At 68.3% G+C, this 24,467-nt stretch carries 23 protein-coding genes; 14 read left to right on the forward strand and 9 right to left on the reverse strand.

What is annotated here, in order from left to right; all coding sequences use genetic code 11:
* Positions 1-79: 79 nt before the first annotated feature.
* Genes ITP53_RS10735 through ITP53_RS61005 form a run of 3 tightly spaced genes read left to right on the forward strand, consistent with a single transcriptional unit; the run spans position 80 to position 1,131 of the window.
* Positions 80-244, forward strand: a complete 165-nt coding sequence (locus ITP53_RS10735; RefSeq protein WP_195895193.1) for a hypothetical protein — start codon at positions 80-82, stop codon at positions 242-244.
* A gap of 9 nt (positions 245-253) precedes the next feature.
* Entirely contained in the window at positions 254-859 is a 606-nt protein-coding gene (locus tag ITP53_RS10740) for an LLM class flavin-dependent oxidoreductase (RefSeq protein ID WP_195895194.1), read from the forward strand.
* Positions 856-1,131, forward strand: a complete 276-nt coding sequence (locus ITP53_RS61005; RefSeq protein WP_207755791.1) for an NADPH-dependent FMN reductase — start codon at positions 856-858, stop codon at positions 1,129-1,131. The genes ITP53_RS10740 and ITP53_RS61005 overlap by 4 nt, the downstream gene beginning before the upstream one ends.
* On the opposite strand, the gene ITP53_RS55940 is transcribed toward ITP53_RS61005, so the two are convergent.
* From ITP53_RS55940 to ITP53_RS10770, 5 genes are all read right to left on the reverse strand, one after another.
* Entirely contained in the window at positions 1,019-1,396 is a 378-nt protein-coding gene (locus ITP53_RS55940; RefSeq protein WP_207755819.1) for a hypothetical protein, read from the reverse strand. The two genes, ITP53_RS61005 and ITP53_RS55940, sit on opposite strands and share 113 nt — an antisense overlap.
* Positions 1,397-1,482: 86 nt before the next feature.
* The gene (locus ITP53_RS10755) at positions 1,483-1,986 is read right to left on the reverse strand and encodes a DoxX family membrane protein (protein WP_195895196.1); all 504 of its coding nucleotides are present in this window, start codon (positions 1,984-1,986) and stop codon (positions 1,483-1,485) included.
* A gap of 222 nt (positions 1,987-2,208) precedes the next feature.
* On the reverse strand, positions 2,209-3,465 hold the full coding sequence (locus ITP53_RS10760) for an MFS transporter (protein WP_207755793.1): 1,257 nt from the start codon (positions 3,463-3,465) through the stop codon (positions 2,209-2,211).
* Entirely contained in the window at positions 3,462-4,094 is a 633-nt protein-coding gene (locus ITP53_RS10765; RefSeq protein ID WP_195895198.1) for a cysteine hydrolase family protein, read from the reverse strand. The genes ITP53_RS10760 and ITP53_RS10765 overlap by 4 nt, the downstream gene beginning before the upstream one ends.
* Before the next feature lie 17 nt (positions 4,095-4,111).
* Positions 4,112-4,948 carry an alpha/beta fold hydrolase gene (locus ITP53_RS10770; protein ID WP_195895199.1) on the reverse strand — a complete coding sequence of 279 codons (837 nt, stop codon included), beginning with the start codon at positions 4,946-4,948 and terminating at the stop codon, positions 4,112-4,114.
* A gap of 76 nt (positions 4,949-5,024) precedes the next feature.
* On the opposite strand from ITP53_RS10770, the gene ITP53_RS10775 reads away from it, so the two are divergent.
* Together ITP53_RS10775 and ITP53_RS10780 are read left to right on the forward strand one after the other, a co-directional pair.
* Positions 5,025-5,912, forward strand: a complete 888-nt coding sequence (locus ITP53_RS10775) for an AraC family transcriptional regulator (protein WP_195895200.1) — start codon at positions 5,025-5,027, stop codon at positions 5,910-5,912.
* A gap of 107 nt (positions 5,913-6,019) precedes the next feature.
* Positions 6,020-6,382: a hypothetical protein gene (locus tag ITP53_RS10780; protein WP_195895201.1), complete on the forward strand. Its 363-nt coding sequence runs from the start codon at positions 6,020-6,022 to the stop codon at positions 6,380-6,382.
* An 87-nt stretch (positions 6,383-6,469) separates the two neighbouring features.
* Here the strand turns inward: ITP53_RS10780 and ITP53_RS10785 are convergent, their stop codons facing one another.
* Both ITP53_RS10785 and ITP53_RS10790 read right to left on the reverse strand, forming a co-directional pair.
* Positions 6,470-7,630, reverse strand: coding sequence for an extracellular catalytic domain type 1 short-chain-length polyhydroxyalkanoate depolymerase (locus ITP53_RS10785; RefSeq protein WP_195895202.1), 1,161 nt, complete (start codon positions 7,628-7,630; stop codon positions 6,470-6,472).
* 156 nt (positions 7,631-7,786) lie between these two features.
* Positions 7,787-9,028, reverse strand: a complete 1,242-nt coding sequence (locus ITP53_RS10790; RefSeq protein WP_195895203.1) for an ROK family transcriptional regulator — start codon at positions 9,026-9,028, stop codon at positions 7,787-7,789.
* 282 nt (positions 9,029-9,310) lie between these two features.
* Between ITP53_RS10790 and mmsA the strand changes: the two genes are divergently transcribed.
* The 7 genes from mmsA to ITP53_RS10825 all read left to right on the forward strand — a co-directional run bounded on the left by mmsA (position 9,311) and on the right by ITP53_RS10825 (position 18,597).
* Positions 9,311-10,831 carry a multiple monosaccharide ABC transporter ATP-binding protein gene (mmsA, locus tag ITP53_RS10795; protein WP_328814359.1) on the forward strand — a complete coding sequence of 507 codons (1,521 nt, stop codon included), beginning with the start codon at positions 9,311-9,313 and terminating at the stop codon, positions 10,829-10,831.
* Positions 10,828-12,126, forward strand: a complete 1,299-nt coding sequence (gene mmsB / locus ITP53_RS10800; RefSeq protein ID WP_195895205.1) for a multiple monosaccharide ABC transporter permease — start codon at positions 10,828-10,830, stop codon at positions 12,124-12,126. The genes mmsA and mmsB overlap by 4 nt, the downstream gene beginning before the upstream one ends.
* A gap of 50 nt (positions 12,127-12,176) precedes the next feature.
* On the forward strand, positions 12,177-13,298 hold the full coding sequence (locus ITP53_RS10805; RefSeq protein ID WP_195895206.1) for a substrate-binding domain-containing protein: 1,122 nt from the start codon (positions 12,177-12,179) through the stop codon (positions 13,296-13,298).
* 17 nt (positions 13,299-13,315) lie between these two features.
* The gene (locus ITP53_RS10810; protein ID WP_195895207.1) at positions 13,316-14,497 is read left to right on the forward strand and encodes a hypothetical protein; all 1,182 of its coding nucleotides are present in this window, start codon (positions 13,316-13,318) and stop codon (positions 14,495-14,497) included.
* Between the two features lie 51 nt (positions 14,498-14,548).
* Positions 14,549-15,355 carry an LLM class flavin-dependent oxidoreductase gene (locus ITP53_RS10815; protein ID WP_195895208.1) on the forward strand — a complete coding sequence of 269 codons (807 nt, stop codon included), beginning with the start codon at positions 14,549-14,551 and terminating at the stop codon, positions 15,353-15,355.
* Between the two features lie 18 nt (positions 15,356-15,373).
* On the forward strand, positions 15,374-16,411 hold the full coding sequence (locus ITP53_RS10820) for a phospholipase D-like domain-containing protein (protein WP_195895209.1): 1,038 nt from the start codon (positions 15,374-15,376) through the stop codon (positions 16,409-16,411).
* A gap of 278 nt (positions 16,412-16,689) precedes the next feature.
* Positions 16,690-18,597 (forward strand): CocE/NonD family hydrolase, encoded by a 1,908-nt coding sequence (locus tag ITP53_RS10825; RefSeq protein ID WP_195895210.1) that lies wholly within the window; start codon positions 16,690-16,692, stop codon positions 18,595-18,597.
* A 122-nt stretch (positions 18,598-18,719) separates the two neighbouring features.
* On the opposite strand, the gene ITP53_RS60205 is transcribed toward ITP53_RS10825, so the two are convergent.
* The gene (locus tag ITP53_RS60205; protein ID WP_328814360.1) at positions 18,720-22,400 is read right to left on the reverse strand and encodes an nSTAND1 domain-containing NTPase; all 3,681 of its coding nucleotides are present in this window, start codon (positions 22,398-22,400) and stop codon (positions 18,720-18,722) included.
* A gap of 895 nt (positions 22,401-23,295) precedes the next feature.
* On the opposite strand from ITP53_RS60205, the gene ITP53_RS10835 reads away from it, so the two are divergent.
* Positions 23,296-23,775, forward strand: a complete 480-nt coding sequence (locus ITP53_RS10835; RefSeq protein ID WP_236050687.1) for a prolyl oligopeptidase family serine peptidase — start codon at positions 23,296-23,298, stop codon at positions 23,773-23,775.
* Positions 23,772-23,915, forward strand: a complete 144-nt coding sequence (locus ITP53_RS57230) for a hypothetical protein (RefSeq protein WP_236050678.1) — start codon at positions 23,772-23,774, stop codon at positions 23,913-23,915. The genes ITP53_RS10835 and ITP53_RS57230 overlap by 4 nt, the downstream gene beginning before the upstream one ends.
* A gap of 20 nt (positions 23,916-23,935) precedes the next feature.
* Here ITP53_RS57230 and ITP53_RS10840 read toward each other — a convergent pair whose 3' ends face one another.
* Entirely contained in the window at positions 23,936-24,226 is a 291-nt protein-coding gene (locus ITP53_RS10840; protein ID WP_195895212.1) for a hypothetical protein, read from the reverse strand.
* Positions 24,227-24,467: the final 241 nt, after the last annotated feature.

The following is a 24,467-nucleotide window of genomic DNA, read 5'->3' on the forward strand; positions in this document are numbered from 1 at the left end:
CACCCGGAGTAGGAGAGAACTATGGGGGAGACGCTCGCGCCGGCCTTCGGTATCGCGCGCCGGTGAGCGCTGGAACAGTATGTCGGACGAGGATCCGCGGCGCTTCAGGAGTGAATCGGCACGCCGCTCAGCAGGTCTCGTCGGTGTCGCGGTCGGTGTCGACGGCAGGGTCGAGGTGGGCCCAGATGCCGACGAGACAACGGAGGTCGTCATCGTCAAGCCGGCCGAAGAACAGTTCGCGTAGATCGCTGTAATGCCGGCGCGCTTCCGCGCACCCTTGGTCGACGCCGACATCGCGCCCCGCGCCGACGGCGCCACGATCCCGATCTGGGTAGGGGTCGGCGGATCGCCGGCGTCCGCCGTCAGCACCGGCCGACTCGGTCTGCCGATGGCGCTGGCCCTGCTGCTGGGGCCGATGACCCTCCACGAGCAGACCGTCGCGCTCTACCGGGAGTCCGCCGCGAAGGCGGGCCACGACGTGGACACGCTGCCGATCAGCATCAATGTGCACGGGTACGTCGGGAGCACCAGTCAGCAGGCGAGAGACGTCATGTACCCCTACTTCGCGAAGGGCATGGCGGATAACAACCACCAGCGGGGCGAAGGTTTCCTTCTTCCCCGGATCGCCTTCGACGCACAGACGTCGCGGGGGTCCGGTCTGCTGGTGGGCAGTTCGCAAGAGATCATCGACAAGCTGCTCGCCTATCACGAGTTGTACGGCCTGAGCCGCGCCATGATTCAAATGGGTTTCGGTGGGCTTCCGCAGAAGGAGCACCTCGAGGCGATCGAGCGGCTCGGCACAGAGGTGGCGCCGGTCGTGCGCCGTGAGGTCGAGGCGCGTGAAGGGAAGGCGGCATGACCTCTCGGATCGACGTGTACCGCCTGGGCCCAGGTTTCACCGGAGCGCTCGAGCGCGACGACGTCACGCGCGAGGTCGAGGCCGCGATCCGGCTCGCCGAGGAAGCCGACCTCCTGGTCGCGGCGACACCGGTGTTCCGCGGTTCCTACCCCGGCATGTTCAAGCACTTCTTCGATCTCGTCGATCAGTGCTCAGGTCTTCGGCCAGGGAGCCGCTGTCGAACTTCATCCCGGGCGCCCCGCCGCGGGCGGTGTAGGTGTCCTCTTCCGTGATGCCGTACCAGACCAGCGCGCTTCCGGAGGTCGTGCGCAGCGCGTACAACTCCTGGGCGGGCTGGGTGTTGCGCCGCAGGTCCCATCCGGCCGGCAGCTTCTCCCGATCCCGCTTACGCACGTCGGCGTACCAGGTGTAGATGTTCCGCAGGATGATCCGGTTGGCGCGCGGGTCGTCACCGGCGGTGGTCAGCAGGCGTGCGTGCGTCCGGGCGAGTTCCTGGGGCGAGACCTTGAGCCCCGCGCTGTCGTCCGGGGCGAGCATGGTGGCGAAGCCGTCGTCGTCACGTGCCGACCGTCACAGACGGTTGTGCCTCCTGGACCAGGTCCAGAAGGCACAACCGCATCCGGCTAGGCCGCCACACGCTCGCGGCCGTCATGCACTCGCTCCATACGCTCGTGGGCGGGGACCAGGCGGGCGCCGAGGGCGCGAGCACCGATCACCATGGCCGCGGCGGCCAACACGATGTCCTTGAAGATGTACTGCGCCTCCAGCGTCGGCGCGCCGGGGAACAGGTTGGTGAAGAACAGCACGTACGGTGCGAAGAACCCGGCCAGCGCACCGGCCATCACGACCAGCCCGGTCCTCAGTAGCTTGCCGGTCACCAGGGTGAGTCCGATGAAGACCTCCATCCCGGCGATCACGACCTGTGCCGCGTAGCCCGACAGCATTCCCAGGGACAACTTCTCGAGCGTGGCCACCGAGAGCGCCTCCGCCGGACTGACTCCTGGAAAGAACTTGAGCGTGCCGAAGGCCACGAAGACCAGCCCGAGACTGACACGCAGGACGTCGATGCTGTGCCGGGCCAGCCAGGCGGCCAGTTTGGAGATCATGGTTTCGATGGTGGTGGTCATCTCGTGCTCCCTGCCGATGTCGTTTCGTCTAGGTTCAGACTCGCGAAATCGACGGCTGGGAACGTCCGGCTGGGGGAGACAACTGGCCTACGCCTTCGCACGTATCCCGGGGTCGGCGCATACCACCACAGACCTCAGGGATTCCCCCCAAGGGAAAGGGACCGCCACGTCAGAGCTCCTGCGGTCATACCCCAGCGGGCGTAGCCGTGGCGTACGGCTCGATCAGAGTTCGGCCAGTGTCGCTGACTTCTCTTCGTGACGTCGTCCGGCCGCGGGCGGTCTTCGGGGCAGACGGAGCGCGACAGCGCTGACGACGGCGATGGTCAGGGACAGTCCTCCGACCGCCAGGAACACCGCGGGCAGGGCCATGACCAGGCCGAGGGCCCCGAACAGGGCGGGGTCGGCGAGCTGAGCGCCTCGGTTGGCCGTCGAGCGCAGGCCGGAGGCGATGCCGCGCTTGTCGGCGGGGGTTTCCTCGGACATGAGGGTGAGGGTCAACGGCTGAGCGAAGCCGACGGCGGACCCGTTCACCGCGCACAGCATCACGAGGACGGCGACGTTGGTCGGGGCGACCACGACGAGCGCTGCCGAGACCGCTCCGACGCCCAGGACGAGACCAACGGTCCACGACGTGCCCAGGGTCCGCAGCGCCGGGGCGAAGAACGGGCGGGCGAGGAATCCGGCGACGGCGGCCACCGAGAGTAGGGCGCCGATCCGCCACTGAGGCAGACCTTCGTCGACGAGCAGGACCGGCATGTACGCGGTGCGCATGTCCAAGATGATCAGCGCGGCGAAGCTGACCAGAACGGTGACCAGGACCGTGGGGTTGCGCATCATGCGGGCCGCTTCGCCGTACGAACGCAGCGTGGTCACGGGTTCGGTCGTCGCCGGAGCGGGCCGGTCACCGGGCAGCAGCGTCAGGGACAGGACGATCAGCAGGACGGCCAGCGCGGTGTAGACGACGAAGGCCAGCAGGTAGCCTCCCGCGGTGTGCAGGAAGCCGCCCAGGGCCGGTCCGACGGACTGGCCCGCCGCCATGAACAGGGAGAAGGTGGCGATGCGGGAGTTCTTGCGGTCGGTGCTCTCGCCGTCACGGGGACGGGTGGCGGTCGTCTGCAGGGCGACCCAGAAGGCCAGGGTGCCCAGGCCGATGATGGCCTGCCCGGCGATCAGGATCCACAGCAGGGGCGGGGCGAACAGCGTCGCGCCGCCGGCGACCATGAGGACGGCTCCCCAGACCAGCAGCGTACGGGTGCCCCATCGGTCGGTCAGGGCCCCGATGGGGATGGCGGCCAGGGTGGGCAGGATCGCGAACGAGGCAAGCACGAGACTGGCTTCCCACTGGGTGCCGCCCTGCTCGAGGACGGCGGGGCCCATCAGGGGGCGCAGCATGGTGTGCGTCGACCAGTAGAAGATCCCGAGCACCGCGAAGGTCGCGGTACCCGGGATCTTCGTGGAGCGCACTGACCTGGTCGTCACTGGGCGGCGACGAGCTCGGCCCAGCCGGCCTTGACCTCGTCGCTGGTGATGACCTGCCCGAAGCAGGTGGCCACCTTCTCCGCGGTGCCGTCGTGGGCGGCCTGGGAGTAGGCGGCCGAGCAGTCCTCGACGAGGGTGACGTGGTAGTCGAGGAACAGCCCGTCGCGCAGCGTGGACTCCACGCACACGTTGGTGGCCACGCCGGTCAGGAGGATCGACTCGATGCCGGCCACGCGCAGGATCATGTCGAGGTCGGTGCCCGCGAACGCGGAGTAGCGGTGCTTGTTGACCACGGCCTCGCCCGGCTCGGGCTTGACCTGGTAGAACTCCGCGCCCCACGTACCGGTGGCGCAGTTGGGCACGGCCGGCTTGACACCCCGGTCGGGGTCGCCGCGGCGGGCCAGCCAGGCCGGGGAGTCGACGAGCTCGTCGTGCGTGGTCTGGATGAACACGACCTTGATCCCGGCGGCGCGCGCGGCGTACAGGGGGAGGTAACCGACGCTGTGGAGGGGTTCGGCGATCGTGATGGTGGTCAGGCCCTCGGCGTTCTGGCTGGCGGCGCCCGAGGAGGCGCCGGTGCAGGCGGCGGCCAGCAGGACCGCGCTGGTGGCGGCGAGAGCGGCCGCCACGGAGTAGTCAGCACTGTTCAGTACGCCCGCGCCGCGTGGATCGCGGTGAAGGCCAGGAGGAGGGTGGCGGTCCGCGGCGGATCCTCGAGTATGGGGGAGTGTCCGAGACCGGGCAGCAACTCGACTTTCGCGCCGGGAACGGTCCGGTAGTCGGCGGCGGATGAGGATCGCCATCTGCGGTCGTCCTCGCCGAAGATCACCATTAGCGGCTTGCCGAGTGCCGTCAGCCGATCCGGGAGCGTCCGCTGCTGCAGGTACTCGCTGGTGGCCCGCATCGTCGTGGTGAGCGTGTGGTAGGTCATACCGCGCACCTCGTCCAGGAGCTCTTGTGGGATCCGGTAGCCCGTGCGGCTGAAACCGGTGCTCGCGAACCGGCGGATCTGCTCGTCGGTCAGCGGCCACTGCGAGGGTCCGATCGCGGCGGTCTCCGGTGCGATGAAGGCGTCCAGGCTGGGTCCGGTGTTGATGAGCGCGAGCGCGGTCACCAGGTCGGGTCGCTGCTCGGCGAGGGCGGTGGCGACCACGCCGCCGCTGGAATGGCCGACGACCAGGGCGTGCTCGACGCCGAGCCGGTCCAGCGCCACGCCGGCCCGGCGTCCCTGGTCCGGGGCCGCGTAGCTACGGTCGTCCGGTTTGGCCGACCGGCCGTGCCCGAGCAGGTCGATCCGGATGACGCGATGGGATCTGGTCAGCAACGGAACCAGCGCGTCCCACGAGCGGGCCGAGGACGCGGACCCGTGGATGAGCAGGAGCGCGGGGGCGTCGCGGGGGCCGTCCTGGCACACGTGGATGTCGCCGTCGTCCAGGGACAGGGTCGAACTCTCGGCGTCGCCGTTCATGTCAGAAATGGTCATGAGGCCACTGTCGCGCCGGTACTCGCCGGCGGATTGGACAAATGTTCCCCCCAGGCGGCTCGCGTAGCATGGGACGGTGCGGACGTTCGTGCACGGCGCTGCTGCGTGGGACGTCGCATGCCCGCAGCGGCCCAGCCGGGTGGCCGGTGTCACCATGGCCGGGTTCCGCGTCCCTGACCTGGACGCGCTCCGGATGGTCCCGCACCCGGCCGTGACACTGCTTCTGGAGTTCGGCCCGGGTTCGCCCGTCGTGGACTGTGCCGGCGGGCGGCAGCAGCGGGGAAGTGTCGTCGCTGGGCCAGGGCTCGGGTCCGGAGGCGCGGTCTGGGCGCGGGGTGAGAACGTCGAGTGCGTGCAGGTGCGCCTGTCCCCGGTGATCGCACGCGCGATTCTGGGCGCCTCCCCCGCCGACCTCGACGGCGCCGTGGTGGCGCTCGACGACCTGTGGGGCCGGGACGCGTCACGGATCCGTGAGCGACTGGGCCATGTCTCGTCGTGGCAGGATCGCTTCGCGTTGACGGACGCGCTGCTCGCCCGCCGGCACGAGGCGGGGCCGTCCGTGGACCCGGAGGTGGCCTGGGCCTGGGACCGGATCGTCGGCGGCCGCGGTCTGGTCCGGGTCGACGGACTCGCGGCCGAGGTCGGATGGAGCCGTAAGCGCCTGTGGTCCCGGTTCCGGTCGCAGCTCGGCCTGCCACCCAAGCGCGCCGTGAAGCTGGTCCGCTTCGACCATGCCGCCCACCGCCTGGTCGCGGGTGAAGGCGCGGCCCGAGTCGCGGCCGACGCCGGCTACGTCGACCAGTCCCACCTGCATCGGGACGTCATGGCATTCACCGGAGTAACCCCTGCGTCCGTGGCCGGCGAGTCATTCCTGGCGGTTGACGACCTCGCCTGGCCCACCCACCGAACACCCACCAAGCCTCACGTTGCCAGGGATCTCGCTTCGACCGCCGGCCGGAGGTGAGACGGCTACCGCTATCTGCACCAGGGCATAAGATCAATGGTTGTTCTGCTGTGGTTCGTGGTGTCTTGTAGGCTGTGTGCGATGATCGTTGCGAAGAGTAGTGTCGAATGACCGCATCGGGCAGATGGCCGCGTTCGCTGGCACCCGCCGCCGCCGTCGTGCTGCTGTTGGCCGCCTGCTCCTCCAGTGACGAGCCGCACACGCTCACCTTCGACGTCACCGGCGAAGGAAGGCTCGCCATCACCTACGTCATCAACGGCCGTTCCACGACCGAGCCCCAGGTGAGGCTTCCCTGGCGGAAGGACATCACCCTCACCGAACAGGGCGAGGACACCTGGAGCCTTACCATGCGGCGCCAGGGCGCCGGCTCGGTGAGTGCCACCGCCTACGTCGACGGCCAGCTCGTCACTCGCACCGCAGGCTCAGGATCAGGCGACGGCACCAGCCGCCTCAGCGGCTCCGTCGGCTGAACAACCCTCCCGAGCCCACCGGACGTGACCGGCCTCGGTGCGCGGAACCGCCATGACATCTCATCGTGCGCGCCCACCCCCGAGCCTCTAGCAGGTGCCCACCTCGTAGTAGGCCGGGCCGGTCTGCCGGAGGGTGGTGCTCACGAACGTGTTCCACAGGCCCATCGGCTGGTTCGAGCCGTTCGCGTAGGCGTAGCCGCCCGACTGGTGGGCGCGCCCCGCCTGGGTGTGGGCGTAGTTGCTGGCGGTGAAGCACCCGATCGGCGGCGTCGGGTCGGGATCGGGGTCGGGGTCGGGAGCGCCGCCGGCGAGGTCGAAGAAGCGGGTGTCGTGGTACGCCGAGCAGATGGTGTCCAGGAAATAGGCGCCCGCCGTGCCGCACTGGTCGGCCGCGGCGCCCGGGTCCACCGGGGTGCCGTGGCCCATCCCGGCGATCTTGTAGTACCGCAGCGCGCCCGTCCCGTACGTCTCCAGGGTCGTGCCGCCCGGCAGGCTCGCCGTCGAGGCCGGGGTCCTGGGCAGGCCGAGCACGTTGGTGAACTGGTCTCTCAACTCGTCGCCGTTGGCCTTGTTGACCGTGTAGTCGGCCTGGCCGTGCCAGATCGCCGTCTTCGGCCTGGGGCCGGTGTAGCCGGAGTACGCGGCCCGGACCAGGGAGCCCCAGTCAGCGGGGGTCCTGCTCACCGGGCCGAGCATGCAGGTGGTGGTTGAAGCGGGCGGAGAGCAGCGGTACGGGAGACCGGCGACGATCGAGGCGGCGTGGAACAACTCGGGGTAGGTGGCGATCATGACGGCGGTCATCGCGCCACCCGCCGACAGGCCGGTGATGGAGATCCGGGCCGGGTCCAGCCGGTAGGCGCTCGTCGCGTACGTCACCATCTGGGCGATGGACAGCGCCTCGCCCTGGCCGCGCCGGATGTCGCCCTCCTGGAACCACTGGAAGCAGTTCGTGGGCGGTGTCGTGGCCTCCGGGAAGATCAGGGCGAAGGCGTGCTGGTCGGCGAACTTCCGCCAGCCCGAGTTGGCGTGGTACGCGCTCGCGCTCTGCGTGCAGCCGTGCAGGGCGACGACGGCGGGGGAGCCGGGCGGGAGGTTGTCGGGCACGTAGGCCCACATGTTGAGTGCGCCGGGGTTCGAGCCGAACCCGGTGACCCTGACGAGGGTGGCCGCTTGGGAGGCCGTCGGGAGGGTGATCAGCGCGAAGGAGAGGAGGAGCGCGGTCACGGCGCGGCTGAGGAGTGCATACATGGTCGACTCCGGGGTGAGGCACTTGCCGCTGACCGTACGTTTTACGCGTACCCCCTGATATGTGTCACGAGCCCGGTTTTGAGGTGCCAGGCATGTGCGCCCGGCACCACCCGTGCCGGCCACCATGACCGTCCTGTTCCGATCAGTCGGCTCTGATCAGTCGGCGAGGAGCGCCGACAGTTGCGGAGAGTACGTGGCGTGCAGGACGAGCGCGGCACTGCCCACGACCGCGGCGGCCGCGCCGAGCGGGGAAGGCGTGACGTCGACGATCCGGATGCGGCGGGACAGCGGTCTGGTGGCCAGTGCCGAGGCGACGGCATCGACGTACCGCGTCTCGACGTGCTCGATGCCGTGACCCCCGAGAACGATGAGGTCCACATCGATGAAGTTGGCGACGTTGACCGCGACCGAGGCGACGTGTTCCGCGGCCTCGTCGATGACCGCGGCCGCGAGCGGGTCGCCGGTGCTCGCCGCGATCCGGATCGCGGCGTGGTCGACCAAGCTCGGATCGCGGTCGAACGGCTCCCGCAGCACGCCGGCGGCGTGCCCGCGGGCGAGCCGGCGGTGCACCTCGGTGACGATCGCGGACGGGTTGACCAGCCTCTCCAGGCAACCCCGGTTCCCGCAGTAACACTCCGGCCCGTCGGGCACCACGGAGGAGTGGCCGAACTCCCCGGCGTTCAGCGAACCGCCTCTGTAGACCTGGTGATTGAGGACGAGTCCACCGCCGATACCGGTGCCGAAGAAGAAGTACGCGAAGTTCGCCACCCCTCTGCCGGCGCCGGACCATCGCTCGCCGACCGCGGCGGCGGTGGCGTCGTTGTCCAGCGTCACCGGCAGGCCGGTGCCGTCGCGCAGCATCTGCTGCAACGGCACCCGTGTCCAATGCGCGAGCTGAGGCGGGGAGACGACCAAGCCGAGATCCTGATCGATCGGGCCCGGGGTGGCCAGGCCGAGACCCAGCACCTGACCGCGCGGGACATCCGCTTCGTCGAGCACGTCGGCGACCAGTTCGGTCATGGCCGAGACGACGTGCGACGGCTCGATGCCGGGTGGGGTGGGGCGCCGCTTGACGACCAGCGGCCGGCCGAGCAGGTCCACCACGGCACAGGTGAGTTCGACCGGGTCGAAGTGGACGCCGACCGCGCTGCCCGCGCCGGCGTTGATCCTCAGTGCGGTACGGGGTTTTCCGCCGTTGGAGACCCGGTTGGCGTGGTCTTCCCGCACGATGCCCTCGTCGAGCAGCCGGCGTACGATGCCCGAGACGCTCTGCGGTGTGAGGCCGGTGCGCTGGGCGATCTCCACGCGGCTGATGCCGTCGCAGAGCTGGATCTGGTCCAGCACGACCGCTCGGTTGTACCGCCCCACCTTGGGGAGATTCGTACCTGCTTGCCGCACCCGAGGTCCTCTCTGCTATGTCGCCTCGGACATCCTTTACCAGGGCGTTGACTTAGTAAAACAAATAGATTTAGTCTCCTCCCCATAGCTGTAACACGTTGGACACATAGGCACCCCGCAAAGCCGCGCACGGCGCCGTGACTGCGGGCCGATAGACCAGGCCATCGGAGGCAAGCTGATGTCCAGGACATCCCGCATCCCTCGAGCACGGGATCAGCGTGGTCCTCGCGGCTCCCGACGCGCGGAGCCCCGGCCATGACTGATGCCTCGAGCCTGCTCGAGATGAGATCGATCACCAAGACGTTCCCCGGCGTGACGGCGCTCGCCGATGTCAACCTCATGGTCCGGGCGGGCGAGATCCACGCGATCTGCGGCGAGAACGGCGCAGGCAAGTCCACGCTCATGAAGGTGCTCAGCGGCGTACACGCGTACGGCACCTATGACGGCGACATCGTCTACCGGGGAGAAGAGGTCCGCTTCCACGACATCCGGGCCAGCGAGCAGGCCGGCATCGTCATCATCCACCAGGAGCTCGCGCTGGTGCCGGGGATGTCGATCGCCGAGAACATCTTCCTCGGCAACGAACCGCGCAGGCGCGGCGCGATCGACTGGAAGGCCGCCCAGCGCCGGGCGCTCGAGCTGATGGAACAGGTCGGGCTCGTGGAGGACCCGGACACCCTGATCAAGGACATCGGCGTCGGAAAGCAGCAACTCGTCGAGATCGCGAAGGCGTTCGCGAAGGACGTGAAGTTGCTCATCCTCGACGAGCCGACCGCGGCGCTGAACGAGGCCGACTCCCAGCACCTGCTCGACCTGCTGCGCGGTTTCCGCGAGCGCGGCATCACCTCGATCATCATCTCCCACAAGCTGAACGAGATCGAGGCGGTCGCCGACTCCATCACGATCCTGCGCGACGGCCGGACGATCGAGACCCTCGACGTCAAGGCCGAGGGGGTCAACGAGGACCGCATCGTGCGCGGCATGGTCGGCCGCGAGCTGAACAGCCGGTTCCCCGAGCACACGGCCGACATCGGCGAGGTGTTCTTCGAGGTCCGCGACTGGACGGTACGGCATCCGAACTCGGCCGAACGGCTGGTGTGCAAGGCCTCGACCTTCAACGTCCGGCGCGGTGAGGTCGTCGGCTTCGCCGGCCTCATGGGCGCCGGGCGCACCGAGCTCGCGATGAGCCTGTTCGGCCGCTCGTACGGCGTCTACCTGTCCGGCCAGGTCTTCAAGGACGGCGAGGAGATCCAGCTGAGGTCGGTGGCGGACGCCATCCGGCACGGCCTCGCCTACGTGAGCGAGGACCGCAAGACGATCGGCCTCAACCTGATCGACGACATCAAGACCTCGATGGTGGCGGCCAAGCTGACGAAGATCTCCACGCGCGGGGTCATCGATCAGGTCCGCGAGCACCGGGTCGCGGAGGAGTACCGCAAGAGTCTGAGGATCAAGACGCCCAGCGTCGACGAGGGCGTCACGAAGCTCTCGGGCGGCAACCAGCAGAAGGTCGTCCTGGCGAAGTGGATGTTCACCGACCCGGACCTGCTGATCCTCGACGAGCCGACCCGCGGCATCGACGTGGGCGCCAAGTACGAGATCTACGGGATCATCCAGCGGCTCGCCGCCCAGGGCAAGGGGGTCATCGTCATCTCCTCGGAGTTGCCCGAGCTCATCGGCCTGTGCGACCGCATCTACACCGTGTTCGAAGGCACCATCACCGGCGATGTGGCGCGCCGCGACGCCGATCCAGAACTGCTCATGAAGCAGATGACCTCTATGAAGAAGACGCCGACCGCATGAGCCGACTCAAAGACCTGCAGAAGAACCTCTTCGGAGGCACGACCTCCAACGCCCGCCAGTTCGGCATGATCTTCACGCTCGTGGCGATCGTGGTGCTGTTCCAGATCTGGACCGACGGTCTGACCCTGACCTCCGGCAACCTCATCGCAGTGGTCAGCCAGTACTCCTACATCCTGATCCTGGCCATCGGCATGCTGATGGTGATCGTCGCCGGGCACATCGACCTCTCGGTCGGCTCGGTCGCCGCCTTCACCGGCATCGTGGTCGCCAAGGGGATGCAGGAGTTCTCGATCCCATGGCCGCTGGGCATCGTGCTCGGCCTGCTCGTCGGCGTGTTGATCGGCGCCTGGCAGGGTTTCTGGGTGGCCTATGTCGGGGTGCCGGCGTTCATCGTGACCCTGGCGGGCATGCTGCTGTTCCGCGGCGGCAACCAGTACATCGGCAACGCCGACACGGTGCCGGTCTCTGCCGGCTTCCGCCAGATCGGTGCCGGCTTCCTGCCCGAGGTGGGGCCGAACACCGGGTACAACAATCTGACGCTGCTGCTCGGCCTGGCCGCCTGTCTGGGTGTCATATGGCGGGAGTGGAAGTCACGGCAGACGCGGCGCGAGATGAACGCCGACGTCGCGCCGATGTGGATCTCGCTGCTGCGGCTGGCCGTGATGCTGGGCGTCATCATCTTCGCGACGCTGCGCTTCGCCGGCGGCCGCGTCGGCACCAGCCTGCCGATCTCCGGCATCATCCTGATCGTCCTGGTGCTCGCGTACTCGTACTACACGCGCAACACCATCGGCGGCCGGCACATCTACGCGGTCGGCGGCAACGCCCGGGCGGCGGAGCTGTCCGGCGTGAAGCTCAAGCGGGTCAACTTCCTCGTCATGATGAACATGTCCGTGCTGGCGGCCCTGGCCGGCATGATCTTCGTGGCGCGATCTGCGGCTTCAGGCCCGCAGGACGGCCTGAGCTGGGAGCTCGACGCCATCGCGGCCGTCTTCATCGGCGGCGCGGCGGTCTCCGGCGGCCTCGGCACGATCAGCGGTTCGATCGTCGGCGGTCTCGTCATGGCCCTGCTCAACAACGGCCTGCAGCTCGAAGGCGTCGGCTCCGACATGGTCCAGATCATCAAGGGTCTGGTCCTGCTCCTCGCCGTCGCCCTGGACGTCTACAACAAGAGTCAGGGGCGCTTCTCGATCATCGGGGCGCTGATGCGCCCGTTCCGCCGGGAGGGTCCGGCCACACCGGCAGATCGATCGAGTACGAGCTCCGATCCCGACAAGGCCTCCGTTGCCGGCTGACCGCTCGACCACCACAGACGGTGCCACACTCCCAAGAAGGGCTTCTTACCATGCGTCAATTCCTTACCAGGAGCATCGCGGTGGCCGGCGCCGTGGCGCTGCTCACGCTGAGCGCCGCATGCTCCACCGAGCGTGAAGGCGCCACCAGTGCCGACACCGGCGGCAGCACCAGCGCCGCCAAGGGCTTCGCGGCCGACGCTCTCATCGGTGTCGCGCTGCCGGCGAAGACCTCGGAGAACTGGGTGCTCGCCGGCGACCTGTTCACCAACGGCCTCAAGGAGGCCGGCTTCAAGTCCGACGTCCAGTACGCGGGCGCGTCGACCACCGTCGCGGACCAGCAGGCGCAGATCTCCACCATGGTCACCAAGGGTGCGAAGGTCATCATCATCGGCGCTACCGACGCCGCACAGCTGGCCACGCAGGTGGCGCAGGCCAAGCAGGCCGGCGCGACCGTCATCGCCTACGACCGGCTCATCACCAACGCGCCGGACGTGGACTACTACATCGCCTTCGACAACTTCAAGGTCGGCCAGCTGCAGGGACAGGCCCTGCTCGACGGCATGAAGGCGAAGAAGGCGGAGGGCCCGTGGACGATCGAACTGTTCTCCGGCTCACCGGACGACAACAACTCCGGCGTCTTCTTCAACGGCGCGATGGAGGTGCTCAAGCCGCTCATCGACAAGGGTGACGTCGTCGTCGGCTCGGGCCAGACCGACATCAAGCAGACCGCGATCCAGGGCTGGAAGGCCGAGAACGCGCAGCAGAGGATGGACTCGCTGCTGACCTCGACCTACAACGGCAGCAAGACCCTCGACGGCGTCCTTTCCCCGAACGACACCCTCGCCCGCGCGATCATCACCTCGGTGAAGGGCGCCGGCAAGCCGGTCCCGGTCGTGACCGGTCAGGACTCCGAGGTCGAGTCGGTCAAGTCGATCGTGGCCGGTGAGCAGTACTCGACGATCAACAAGGACACCCGGAAGCTGGTCGCGGAGACCGTGAACATGGTCAAGACCCTGCAGACAGGGGGCACGCCCGAGATCAACGACGACAAGACGTACGACAACGGCGTCAAGGTCGTCCCGGCGTACCTCCTCCCGCCGGTCATCGTCACCAAGGAGAACGCGGCCGAGGCCTACGCCAACGACCCGAAGCTGGCCCCCCTCACCAAGTAACAAGGCAGGGCACCGTCGTGAGACTTGCGCGTACCCGGACCGTCCTCGTCGTGCTCCTCGTGGGGGCGACCGGATCGTTGACCGCCGCACCCGCCTTCGGGGCGGTAGCGGGGCGGACCGCACCCACCTGCGACCTCATCGTCGCCGACGTCGAGCCCGATGTGCGCACTCAGCGGGACTGGGAGCGTTTCGGAGATCGCGCCGTGGCCGGCGAATGGGCCGGAGCCGACGGCACGTACTCCGCCGCGCTGCCCGACGGGCGCATCGCGTGGCTGTTCAACGACACGTTCCTCGGACCGGTCGGGCCGGGACGCTCCATCCAGCCGCACGACCCGGTGCACAACACGATCGTCACGACCCGGCGCGGCAGTGACCGGCCGGTCACCACCGTGCTGGGCGACGGTACGGCGGCGGGGGAGCCGCTGCCGATCGTGGGGCCGCCCGGCACGGACCAGCCGTGGTACTGGAACGCCGACGGCATCGTCGACGAGGGCAGGCTCTACGTCTTCGAAGCGAAGCAGCAGGCGGCCGGGGAGGGCCACTTCGGCTTCGAGTGGATCGGGACCGACCTCGCCGTTCTCTCGCTGCCGGACCTGAAGGTCGAGCGAGTCGTCCCGACCTACGACTCGGCCGACATCACCTGGGGTGTCGAGCTTCTGCCCGTGGACGGCTACATCTACATCTACGGCGTACGGCAGCTCAAGGAGTTCCCGGGGACCAAGGAGGCCCTCGTCGCACGGGCCGGCGAGGGCGAGCTGGACGGGACGTGGGAGTTCTACACGGGAGACGGATGGTCGTCGAACGAGCACGACGCGACGGCGATCGCCGGTGACGTCGGCTCGTCGTACGGCGTCTCCGAGGTCAACGAGCAGTACGTCATGGTCACGACGGACAGCTTCCTGGGCTCCGCGATCTACACCCTGACCGCGTCAAGCCCGTTCTCCTTCGCCGGCGTCACGCGCCGGCAGATCTACGACACCCCGGAGGGACAGCCCGAGTACGACGACACCGCGTCGGGCGACATCTACACCTACAACGTCGCGGCGCACCCGGTGCTGAGCCGTAAGAACACGCTCGCCGTCTCGTACAACGTCAACAGCACCGGCATCGATGACCTCTTCCGCGACATCAGCAACAACCGCGCGCGCTTCCTGGAGATCCGCTTCAAGCCGCAGCCCCCGAACTGCCGGGCATCGTAGCGGTTCGACGGCACCCCGGGAACTGTCGGTGCCGCGTGCTTGGGTGGGGGCATGCGTTACGGCATCGACGTCGCGATCCTCGGTGACCTCGCGGAGCCGGCGCGCCTGGTCACCCTCGCGCGGGAGGCCGAGGCCGCCGGGTGGGACGCCCTGCTGGTGTGGGATCACCTGGCCTTCGCCTGGGGCACGCCGTCGGCCGACCCGTGGGTGGCGCTGGCCGCCGTAGCCCAGGCGACCACGCGCATCAGGCTGGGGACGGCGGTGACGCCCGTGGCCCGGCACCGCCCGGAGAGGCTGGCCCAGACTGTGGCGACGCTCGACAGGCTGAGCGGTGGCCGCGCGATCCTGGGCGCCGGGCTGGGCGGCGTGACGGAGGAGTTCACCGCCTTCGGCTCAGCGCGTCCCGGCGGGGTGGTGCTCGACGAGGCACTCGACGTGATGACCTCGCTCTGGTCCGGCGACGAGGTGCACCACCGGGGAGCTCATTACACCGTCGACGGGGTGCGGCTCGCGCCGCTGCCCCTCCAGCGGCCCCGGGTCCCGGTGTGGGTCGGCGGCACGGCTCAGGGCGCCCTTCGTCGTGCCGCCCGCTGGGACGGCTGGATCGTCGCCGGCGACGACCAGGAGGGCCGCATGACGCTCTCGCCCGACTCCCTGGCCGCTCACGTCAGCGAACTGCGCCGGCACCGGGCTACCGCAGGTCACCTCGACGTGGTGGTCATCGGGGTGAGCGAGCCCGGCTCGCCGGTGCGGGCCTACGCCGAGGCGGGCGCCACGTGGTGGCTGGAGCACCTCCACGGCTACCGGGGTTCTGTGGAACGGCTGGTGCAGCGCGTCAAGGCGGGCCCGCCCACGTGAAGCACCCGCGGTGCGGGCGTGGCTCAGGACAAAGCGGCCGAGGGCATGACCGCCGCCCTGAAGGCCGCGCATGCCAAGGGCGTCAACGTCAAGGTTCTCGCCGACGGGGGCGCCAAGGACACCGATCAATTCAAGGATCTCGCCGCGGCGCTTGGCGGCGAGACCGGCAGCCCGTCTTGGGCGACCCACTGCCGGCACGACGGCAGCTCCTCGACCGCATGCATCGGCGATGTCCCCGGCGACGACGGGTCGAAGATGCACAACAAGTTATATCTGTTCTCCAACACCCTCGGCAGCGCCGACGTCGTGATGCAGTCGAGCGCCAACCTCAAGCAAGGCGGCTCCGGGACGGGCCAGTGGAACAGCTCCTACACCCTCTCCGACAAGGCTGTCTACGACGCTTATCTGGCCTACTTCGACGACATGGTGAAGATGAAGCTGATCCCCGACTACTACGAGACGCATCCGCCGGTCGAGACGCCCACCATGAAGGTCTATCACTCGCCCCGCGAGGACGGCGACACCATGTACAACATTCTCGGCCACGTGAAGTGCAAGGGGAACACGGAGGGCGGCACCACCGGCGACCATCGTACGATCATCCGGGTCTCCACCTGGCACATCGCGCGGGAGACCGTGGCGAGGCGGCTGTGGGACCTGGACCAGCAGGGCTGCTACGTCGACATCGTGTACCGGCACGCCGGCGAGGCCGCCCTGCAAGCGCTGCTGAAGCCGCCGAACGGCTATCACGGTCCGGAGATCCGGACGTTCAGGAACGTTCCTGGAACGCACCAGAAGGACCTCTTGATCGACGGCACGTACAACGGCGAGATCAACCAGAAGGTGGTCTTCACCGGCAGCATGAATCTCAATCCTTCATCGCTCCGCGAGAACGACGAGACCATGCTGCGGATCACGGATCCCGAGGTTCATCGCGCCTTCAAGTACAACTTCTGGGAGGTCCAGGAGGCCGCCGACGTCGACGTCCAGACCAGCAAGGGGCAGGCCAGGAATCTGCCTTCCACGGTCGAGTCACCCGACGAACGAGCAGAGTGATCCTTTGGGAACGTGCTGCCACTGAGATCCAGAAACCGAAGGCGCAGTCGCGGAACTGCAATGGAACGGCGATGCCCGATATGGGACGTCTGTCCGCCGACTTATCTCGGCGCCCCGGATGCCCCCATGTGATCCAGTCAGGCACCCGGCGGCGGGATTCGTCAACCGTCGGAATCGAGCGCGTGCGTTTGCGACAAACGGCCAGTGCTCCGCAGAACGGTCGTTTGTACTGTTCGCCGCATGATATCGCTTTTACTTGCATCATTGGCGGAACACGCATGAGCCGGGTACGTCGCAGGACGGCATTCGGCGTGGGACTGATCGCAGCCGCCTCACTGCTCGTGTCGCAGGGTCAGATCGCCTCCGCCGCGGCCGACAGCCGGCCGGGCATCGTGGTGGAGAACGGTGTCACGCAACCGGTGTTCGGCTACGCCGACGCGATCCGCGAACACGTCTGGGTGGACGCCCCCTTCGACAGCGACCATGACGGGGTCAACGACCAGATCTCGGTGGACATCATGCGTCCACAGGCCACAGAACGGGGCCTGAAGGCACCGGTCATCATGGACGCCAGCCCGTACTACTCCACACTCGGCCGGGGCAACGAGTCCGAGCTCAAGCAGGACACCGACGGCGACGGCCTGCTCGACAAGTGGCCGCTGTTCTACGACAACTACTTCGTGCCCCGCGGATACGCCGTCGTCCTCCTGGACATGGTGGGCACCCACAACTCCACCGGCTGCCCGACCACCAACGGCACGCCGGACAACCTGTCCGCCAAGGTGGCCATCGACTGGCTGAACGGCCGGGGCACCGCGCGGGACGCCGACGGTCACGTGGTCGCCTCCCCCCGTTGGCACAACGGCAAGACCGGGATGATCGGCAAGTCCTACGACGGCAACCTGGCGCTCGCGACGGCGGTGACCGGGGTCAGCGGCCTCAGCACGATCGTCGACATCTCCGGCCCGTCGAACTACTACGACTACACCCGCAAGAACGGCGTCGTGACCCGCTCCAACCACTATGTGGCGAGCCTCGCGAACACCGTGACCGACCCCGACCGGCGCGAGCACTGCGCTCCGGTGCGGGATGAGATAAGCGCGGCGGACGGCGACGCCACCGGCGACTACTCGGAGTTCTGGGCGGAGCGCGACTACGTCAAGGACGCCGCGAACGTGCGGGCCAGCGTCTTCATGGTGCACGGCCTGAACGACGACAACGTACGGCCCGATCACTTCAGCCAGTTCTGGACCGAGATCGCCAAGCACAACGTGCCGCGCAAGCTGCTGCTTGCGCAGGAAGGGCACGTCGACCCGTTCGACTTCCGCCGCACGGCATGGGTGGACACGTTGCACCGGTGGTTCGACAACTGGCTGCAGGACGTGCCCAACGAGATCATGAAGGAGCCCCGGGTCGACATCGAGCGGGCGCCGGACGTCTTCGAGTCCTACCGCGACTGGCCGGTCCCCGGCGCGAAGGAGACCAGCCTGTGGTTCCAGCCCGGTGAGGTCGCCGGCGGCCCCACCGGACTGTCGGTGAAGCACGCCAAGGGACGTCCGGCCGACCTGACCTTCCAGGACAACCCCAGCCAGACCGAGACCCAGATGGTCAGCGATACCTCCAACGTCGGTCCGAACCGGCTGGTGTTCCTCTCCGAGCCGCTCACCGCGCCGCTGCACGTCTCCGGGACCCCGGTCGTACGGCTGAACGCGTCGGCGGACCAGACCGACACCAATTTCGGCGCCGTCCTGGTCGACTACGGCCCGCAGACCCGGGTCAGCTGGGAGACCTCCGGTGAGGGCATCAAGACGCTGACCACCGAGGACTGCTGGGGCGAGAGCAGCCCGAGCGACGAAGCCTGCTACAAGCAGACGGCGAAGAACATCGTGACCAGCGACCGGGAGCGGGTCAGCAAGGGTGTCATGGACGCGCTCAACCGGAACTCGCTCACCACTCCGGAGCCGCTCGTCCCGGGTGAGAAGTACGACTTCAACCTGCCGTTGCTGCCGGTCGACCACGTGTTCGCGCCGGGCCACCGGCTCGGGCTGATCGTGGTCGGCAGCTACCGCGGCTACTCCAGCGTCGCGGACCAGACCCGGGCGAACATCAGCGTGACGACCAAGATCAGCAACTTCCAGGTGCCGCTGGTCGGCGGTCACCAGGCCGCTAGGCGGGCCGGTCTCTGACCAGCCTGCCGAAGCTATTCCCAACGTCCTGGCCGGTGGTGCTCCACCGGCCAGGACGGCCTTTTCCGGTCCTCAGCCGTAACGGGCCCGTACTGGGGCGAGGGGAGAGCGACCCAAAGGCATCATTCTCCGGAGAGCCGCCGGTCGACGCGGGCGAGCACGTCGTTGACCGGCTCGCAGGCGGTGCAGCGCCACAGGCGCACGGTGCCGTCGCCGTGTGCGGTGGTCAGCAGTTTTCCGTCGCGGGAGAACTCGATGCTCTCGACGGTGGTGGCGAAGCCTCCCACCGTGATGGGTGGGGCGGCCGCGTCGGTGCGCCAGATGCGGGCCGTCCCATCGTGTCCTGTTCCCGCCACCCATCGGCCGTCGGGGCTGAAGGCGACGGACCACACCATGCTCTGGTGGCCGCGTAACACCAGGGGCGCCCCCTGGCCGGATGCCGGCCAGATCCTGACGGTGCCGTCGGTGCCCGCGCTGGCCAGGCGCCGCCCGTCCGGACTGAACGCGACCGCCCACACGAGACCCTGGTGACCGCGCAGGACCAGTGGCGGCAGGTCGCGGTGGGCGTCCCACATCCGTACGGTGCCGTCCTGCCCGCCGGTCGCCATCTGGCGGCCGTCGGGGCTGAAGGCGACATAGCGGATCTGGTCGGCGTCGGCCCACCGGATCAGCGGCACCGTCGCGCCGGTGAGGTCCCAGATGCGCAGCGTGGCGTCCCCGCCCGCACTGGCCAGCCACCGGCCGTCCGGGCTGAACGCGGCGTTCCACACCGTATCCTCGTGGCCACGCAGCACCACAGGTTTCGCGCCGGCCTCGGCGTCCGCGACCTGTATCGTGCCGTCCCTGCCGGCGCTGGCCACGCGCCGCCCGTCGCGGCTCACGGCCAGGCCCACCACCTCGTCCTCGTGCCGGTTCAGCACGCGGTGCGTGCCGGCGGACCAGTCCCAGCTCCGTAGGGTGCCGTCCACGCCGCCGCTGAACACCCGCCGGCCATCGGGACCGAAGGCCGCCACCCACGCCTCCCCTTCGTGGCCGCGCAACACCGAGACCTGGCCCATGCCTCGCGGGTCCCAGACCCGGACGGTGCCGTCGTCGCCCGCGGACACCAGCCTGGTCCCGTCAGCGCTGAACGCCGCGCCCCACACGACCCGCTCGTGGCCGCGCAGCACGAGCGGATCCCCGGCACCCGTCGGGGACCAGAGGCGGATCGTGGAGTCGTCGCTCGTGGTGGCCAGCCGGTGCCCGTCATGGCTGAAGGCCAACCCCTCCACCGAGCCCTCGTGCCCGTACAGCACGACGGGCGGCATGTTCCCTTCGGTCTGCCACACGCGCGCCGTGCCGTCGATGCTCACGCTGGCGAGCAGACGCCCGTCCGGGCTGAACGCCACGTTCTTGATCGCCGCAGCGTGTCCGCGCAGGACTCGGGGCTCGCCGCGTTCCTTCAGGTCCCACAGACGTATGGTCGAGTCGTGGCCGGCGCTGGCGAGCACACGCCCGTTCGGGCTGAACGCCACCGTCGTGCTGTCCCCCTCGTGTCCGCGCAGGACCTCTGGGTCGCCTGTGCCGCCGGTGTCCCAGAGGCGGACCGTGCCATCCTTTCCCGCACTGGCCAGACGCCGCCCGTCGGGGCTGAACGCCACGTTCCACACGGGACCGTCGTGCCCGGTGAGGGTGATGCGCTTGGCACCGCCGGACAAGTCCCAGATCCGGATCGTCTCATCGGTCCCCGGCACCGCCAGACGCCGCCCGTCCGGGCTGAACTTCGGGCTCAGCGCCTGTCCACGATGCCCGCGCAGCACGGTCGGCGGGCCGGCGGACATGCGACCCGAGAGCCACGACCACACCCGGACGAGACCGTCGGTCGAACAGGCGGCCAGGCGGCTGTCGTCCGGGCTGAACGCCACCCCCGTCGCTCGTCCCAGCCCTGGGGCCGTCGCCAGGAGGTGGTCTTCGACGATGCCCTGCCGCAGGACCGACTCGGCTTCGACGGTCGGCCACAGCCCGTACGCCCGTCTCGCCAGAGCCAGCCCGCGGCCGGGGTTCAGCTCCAGTTCGGCGCGTGCCTCGGCCGCGAGTTGGCGAGAGAGCGCCACGTCTCGCTGCTCCCGGGCCTGACGGCCCTGGAGCACGGCGACACCGGCCAGTGCGCTGACCACCACGGTCGTCGCGACGAGCACGGTCAGTGTCAGGCGCGTGCGGCGGCGCCGACCGGCGGACTCCGCCGCCTCGCGGCGATGGCCGGCGTCGAGAAAATCGCGTTCGAGGTCGTTGAGCGCTTCCGCCGGGTGGTCGTGCCAGTTCGCAAGGCGCGTGCCGCGATACAGGAACGCCTGGTCCCGGCCGTGCTGGTCCCATTCGGTGGCGGCCTCGGCCAGCCGCCGGTGGGCGTGCAGCCGCTCACGATCCTCCTCCAGCCAGGTGCGTAATCGCGGCCAGCCCCGGATCAACGCCTCATGCGCGATGGTCACGGTGTTCTCCTCGGCCACGACCAGCCGCGCCGCGATCAACGTGTCCAGCACCTTGGCCGTTCGCCGCCCCTGCGGGCTCGCCTGGAGCTCCGCGCGGGAGGCACGTCTGCGGGTGTCCTCGGTTCCGTCTCCGGGCATGGTCAACCGCAGGAACACACCTTTGGCCACGTCCTGTTCAGCCGGGCCGAGCTCGCCGTAGACGCGCTCGGCGGTCTGCGAGACGGCGCCCCGCAGCCCGCCCGTCGCCCGGAACGCGGCCACGGTGAGCGACGCGCCCGTACGGCGGCGCCAGGTCTCCAGAAGAGCGTGCGAAACCAGCGACAGCGCACCCACCTGCCCGCGCGCCTCGTCCACGATCAGATCCACCAGCTCCGCATCGACCTTCACACCCGCGTGCCTGGCGGGGCCGGTGACGACGGCACACAGATCGTCCTCCTCCATCGCCCCGATCAACACCTGGTTGTCCTGCAACGCGGACACAAGCGCCGGGTAAAGGGCGCAATGCCCATAGAAGTCGGCGCGCACGCCGAGGACGACATGCACCCGCGGTTCACGAGCGGCGGCCATGAGCGCGGCGACGAAGCCGCGGCGCTCATGCTCATCGTGGCAGAGGGTGAACGTCTCCTCGTACTGATCGACGATGATCGCCAGGCGGGCTTTGTCCGCTCGGCCGCTCAGAATCTGGGCGCACGGGGTGCGGGTGGCATCCGGAGAGGCGGTGAGCGCCTCGTGGACCGGGCCGGCCGCGACGCCCTGCGCATTTGCCAGGTGGATGGACAGATGACGGAGCGGCTGCTCACCGGGTGTGAAGAACACAACCAACCATGCGCCGCCATCACCTTCGGCCCCTTCGGCTTCGACGAGAGCGGGCAGCAGTCCCGCGCGCAGGACCGACGACTTCCCGGCTCCTGAGGGACCGAACAACGCGAGGAAAGAAGAGTCGGCCAGCCTCCCGCATAACTGCCCTACCAACCGCTCGCGTCCGAAGAACAGAGGTGCATCCTCCTGCTCGAACGGCGCCAACCCCAGATAAGGGGCCGCGCTTTCCTCGAGAGAAGGATCGGCGGGAGCGAGTCGGCGCATCAGGACATGCCATCGGCTTTCCCACTCGTCGCGATCGCCGTCGCACGCCTCAACATACGCGAGCGTGACGGCGAGACTCGGGACGACCACTCCGCCAGCCGCCTCCGAGAGAGCCGTCATCGAAAAATGCACGCGTTTGGAAAGCTGCCGGTAGCTGGGTTTCCCTGCCTTCTCCCTCAGTTGCCTGAGCTCGGCTGCGAATCGATGAAGAGGGTCGTTCTCTGGGTCCAGCACGCGCTCAGGACGTCCCATGGCCTCATCCTAGTGGGAGTGAAGATCTCCGCCACAAAAGACGCTGTCAACCTCATAACGCAACAGCTGGCCAGTATGCTGACGCCTATTCTCCAGTCAGTCAACCAATCCTGAGAACAACCGAGTTCTGGACAACGCCTCAGCGATGATGTTTCGGCAGGTGAACGCACGTCAGCCGACGCTGCGCAGAGCGATGCTTGTTTGTCCAGTCGGTCAATCCTCGCCGGACAACCTACGGATCAGCTACAAATGGCAAGGGCGTCGGGCTCGCCGGGATTGGGGCGCGTCGCCTGGTCGATGAGGAACTGCTCGAGTTGCGAAATGCCACCCGTGAGGGTCTAGCAATCGAGTGAGCCATCGCATGGAAGATCCGCCATCACCGAAACGAGGGGAATCGCAGTGCCGACGAAACTCGGAAAAGCCTTCAAGATTGCCGGGGTCAGCGCGCTGATGGCCGGCGCGATACTCGCACCGGCGACCGCTGCACATGCGTATCCCGCAGGTTGCAGCGACCTGTACCGGGACAACGCCTACTGGTACAACTGCACCCAGGGATCGGGATCATTCCGCGCAGTCGTGCGCTGCTACAGGATCGGCCATTCGACGTACGCGACCAGATACGGCGTGTGGGAATACGTCGGACAGGGCCCGTCGATAGCGCAGTGCTTGTCCAGCGAAGAGACATCGTCCGGCTACGGAGAGCGTAGAAACTAGATCCACTGACCGTTCAGGCGTCCGGTCACGGTGAGCGAACATGCCGTCCCGGGTTGGTACGTCCGATGCCAGATCTTTGCACTGGACGTGATCAGCCATGTGCCCCGGCCCGTCTTGCAGGCGTGGTCTCTCGTGGCCGGGCTCTTTTCGAAGGAATTCGATTTCTAACGGCGGCGTGCTCATGCTCGACTTTTACGGTTACGCGCAAGCGGATCCTGAGTTTTACCACAGGGGAGATGACGGGTCAGGCAACCAGCTCCGCCCGGCCGAGTTGGTCGACCGCTTCCGCGTCCGGGCCATGAACGCCGGTACGGATCTTCCGCCCGGTCTGCACGTGGGAACGGCGGGCATCGACGCCGGCCTGCTGGCCGGGGGCGCCGTGACCCAGCGCCGCGACCTTTACCGCGCCGCCGTCTGCGCCGCGCCACTGGCCGACATGGCACGTTACGAGCGATTCGGCATGGACCCGGCCTGGCGCTTCGAGTACGGCAGCGCCGACGTTCCCGCCGAGCTCGACTGGCTGCTGGCGTATTCGCCATATCACCACGTTGTCCCGGGCCAGACCTACCCGTCCTGCATGTTCGTGGTGTTCGAGCATGATACGCGCGTGGATACATGCACGCCCGCAAGATGGTCGCCGCCTTGCAGCACGCCGCCATGAAACCGATGGAACCGGCCGTGGTCCTGTACCACCTCGTCGAAGGCCTCGGCCACCGGCCTCGCTTCCGCGGCGCGGGGACGGCGGCGCTGGGCGCCGACGTGCTCGCCTTCCTCGCGGAGCAGACCGATGGCTCCAGCTAGCGCCGAGATGCTCGCCCGCTTCATGGGTCGCTCTTGCGGTGGGTGGCTCGCCGCCGATCGTGGCGTGGGTGACTTAACCGATCTGTTCCGGGCTGGTGCACGAAGTCGTTGATCGAGCGGAGGTTCAGCTGTCTGCCGATGTTCTGCCCGGGTTCGTTGGCGGTGGCCTCCTTGGGCGCGTGACCGTCGAACGCGATTTCCAGACGCCAGCCGTCACGCTGCAGGATGACCACGGGGCCGAAGGGTCGCGGGATGGTCTGCACGTCCCAGCCGTGTTGGTGTGCCCGGTGGGCAAGTGCTTGCGGATTCACCGAGTCGTACTCCTTGTGTCGAACGGGGGTGGTTCAGTGGAGTTTTCCTGCGGATTGTCACGGGATGGATGCGGTGGGTAGTCGGTCGGTTAAAGCCTTCTACCGAGGGGACGGTCGGAAGTCCGGTTTGGGTTCCATGACGAGCTTTATGGCGGATCGCCGGCGCACGGACGATGCTGCCGCATCCCCACCACGGAGGTGCCGTGTGGAGAGCCGGCGGCCATCACCGCTGAGGCGGTCG

The organism is Nonomuraea cypriaca, from assembly GCF_015645445.1.
Taxonomy (GTDB): Bacteria; Actinomycetota; Actinomycetes; order Streptosporangiales; family Streptosporangiaceae; genus Nonomuraea; species Nonomuraea cypriaca.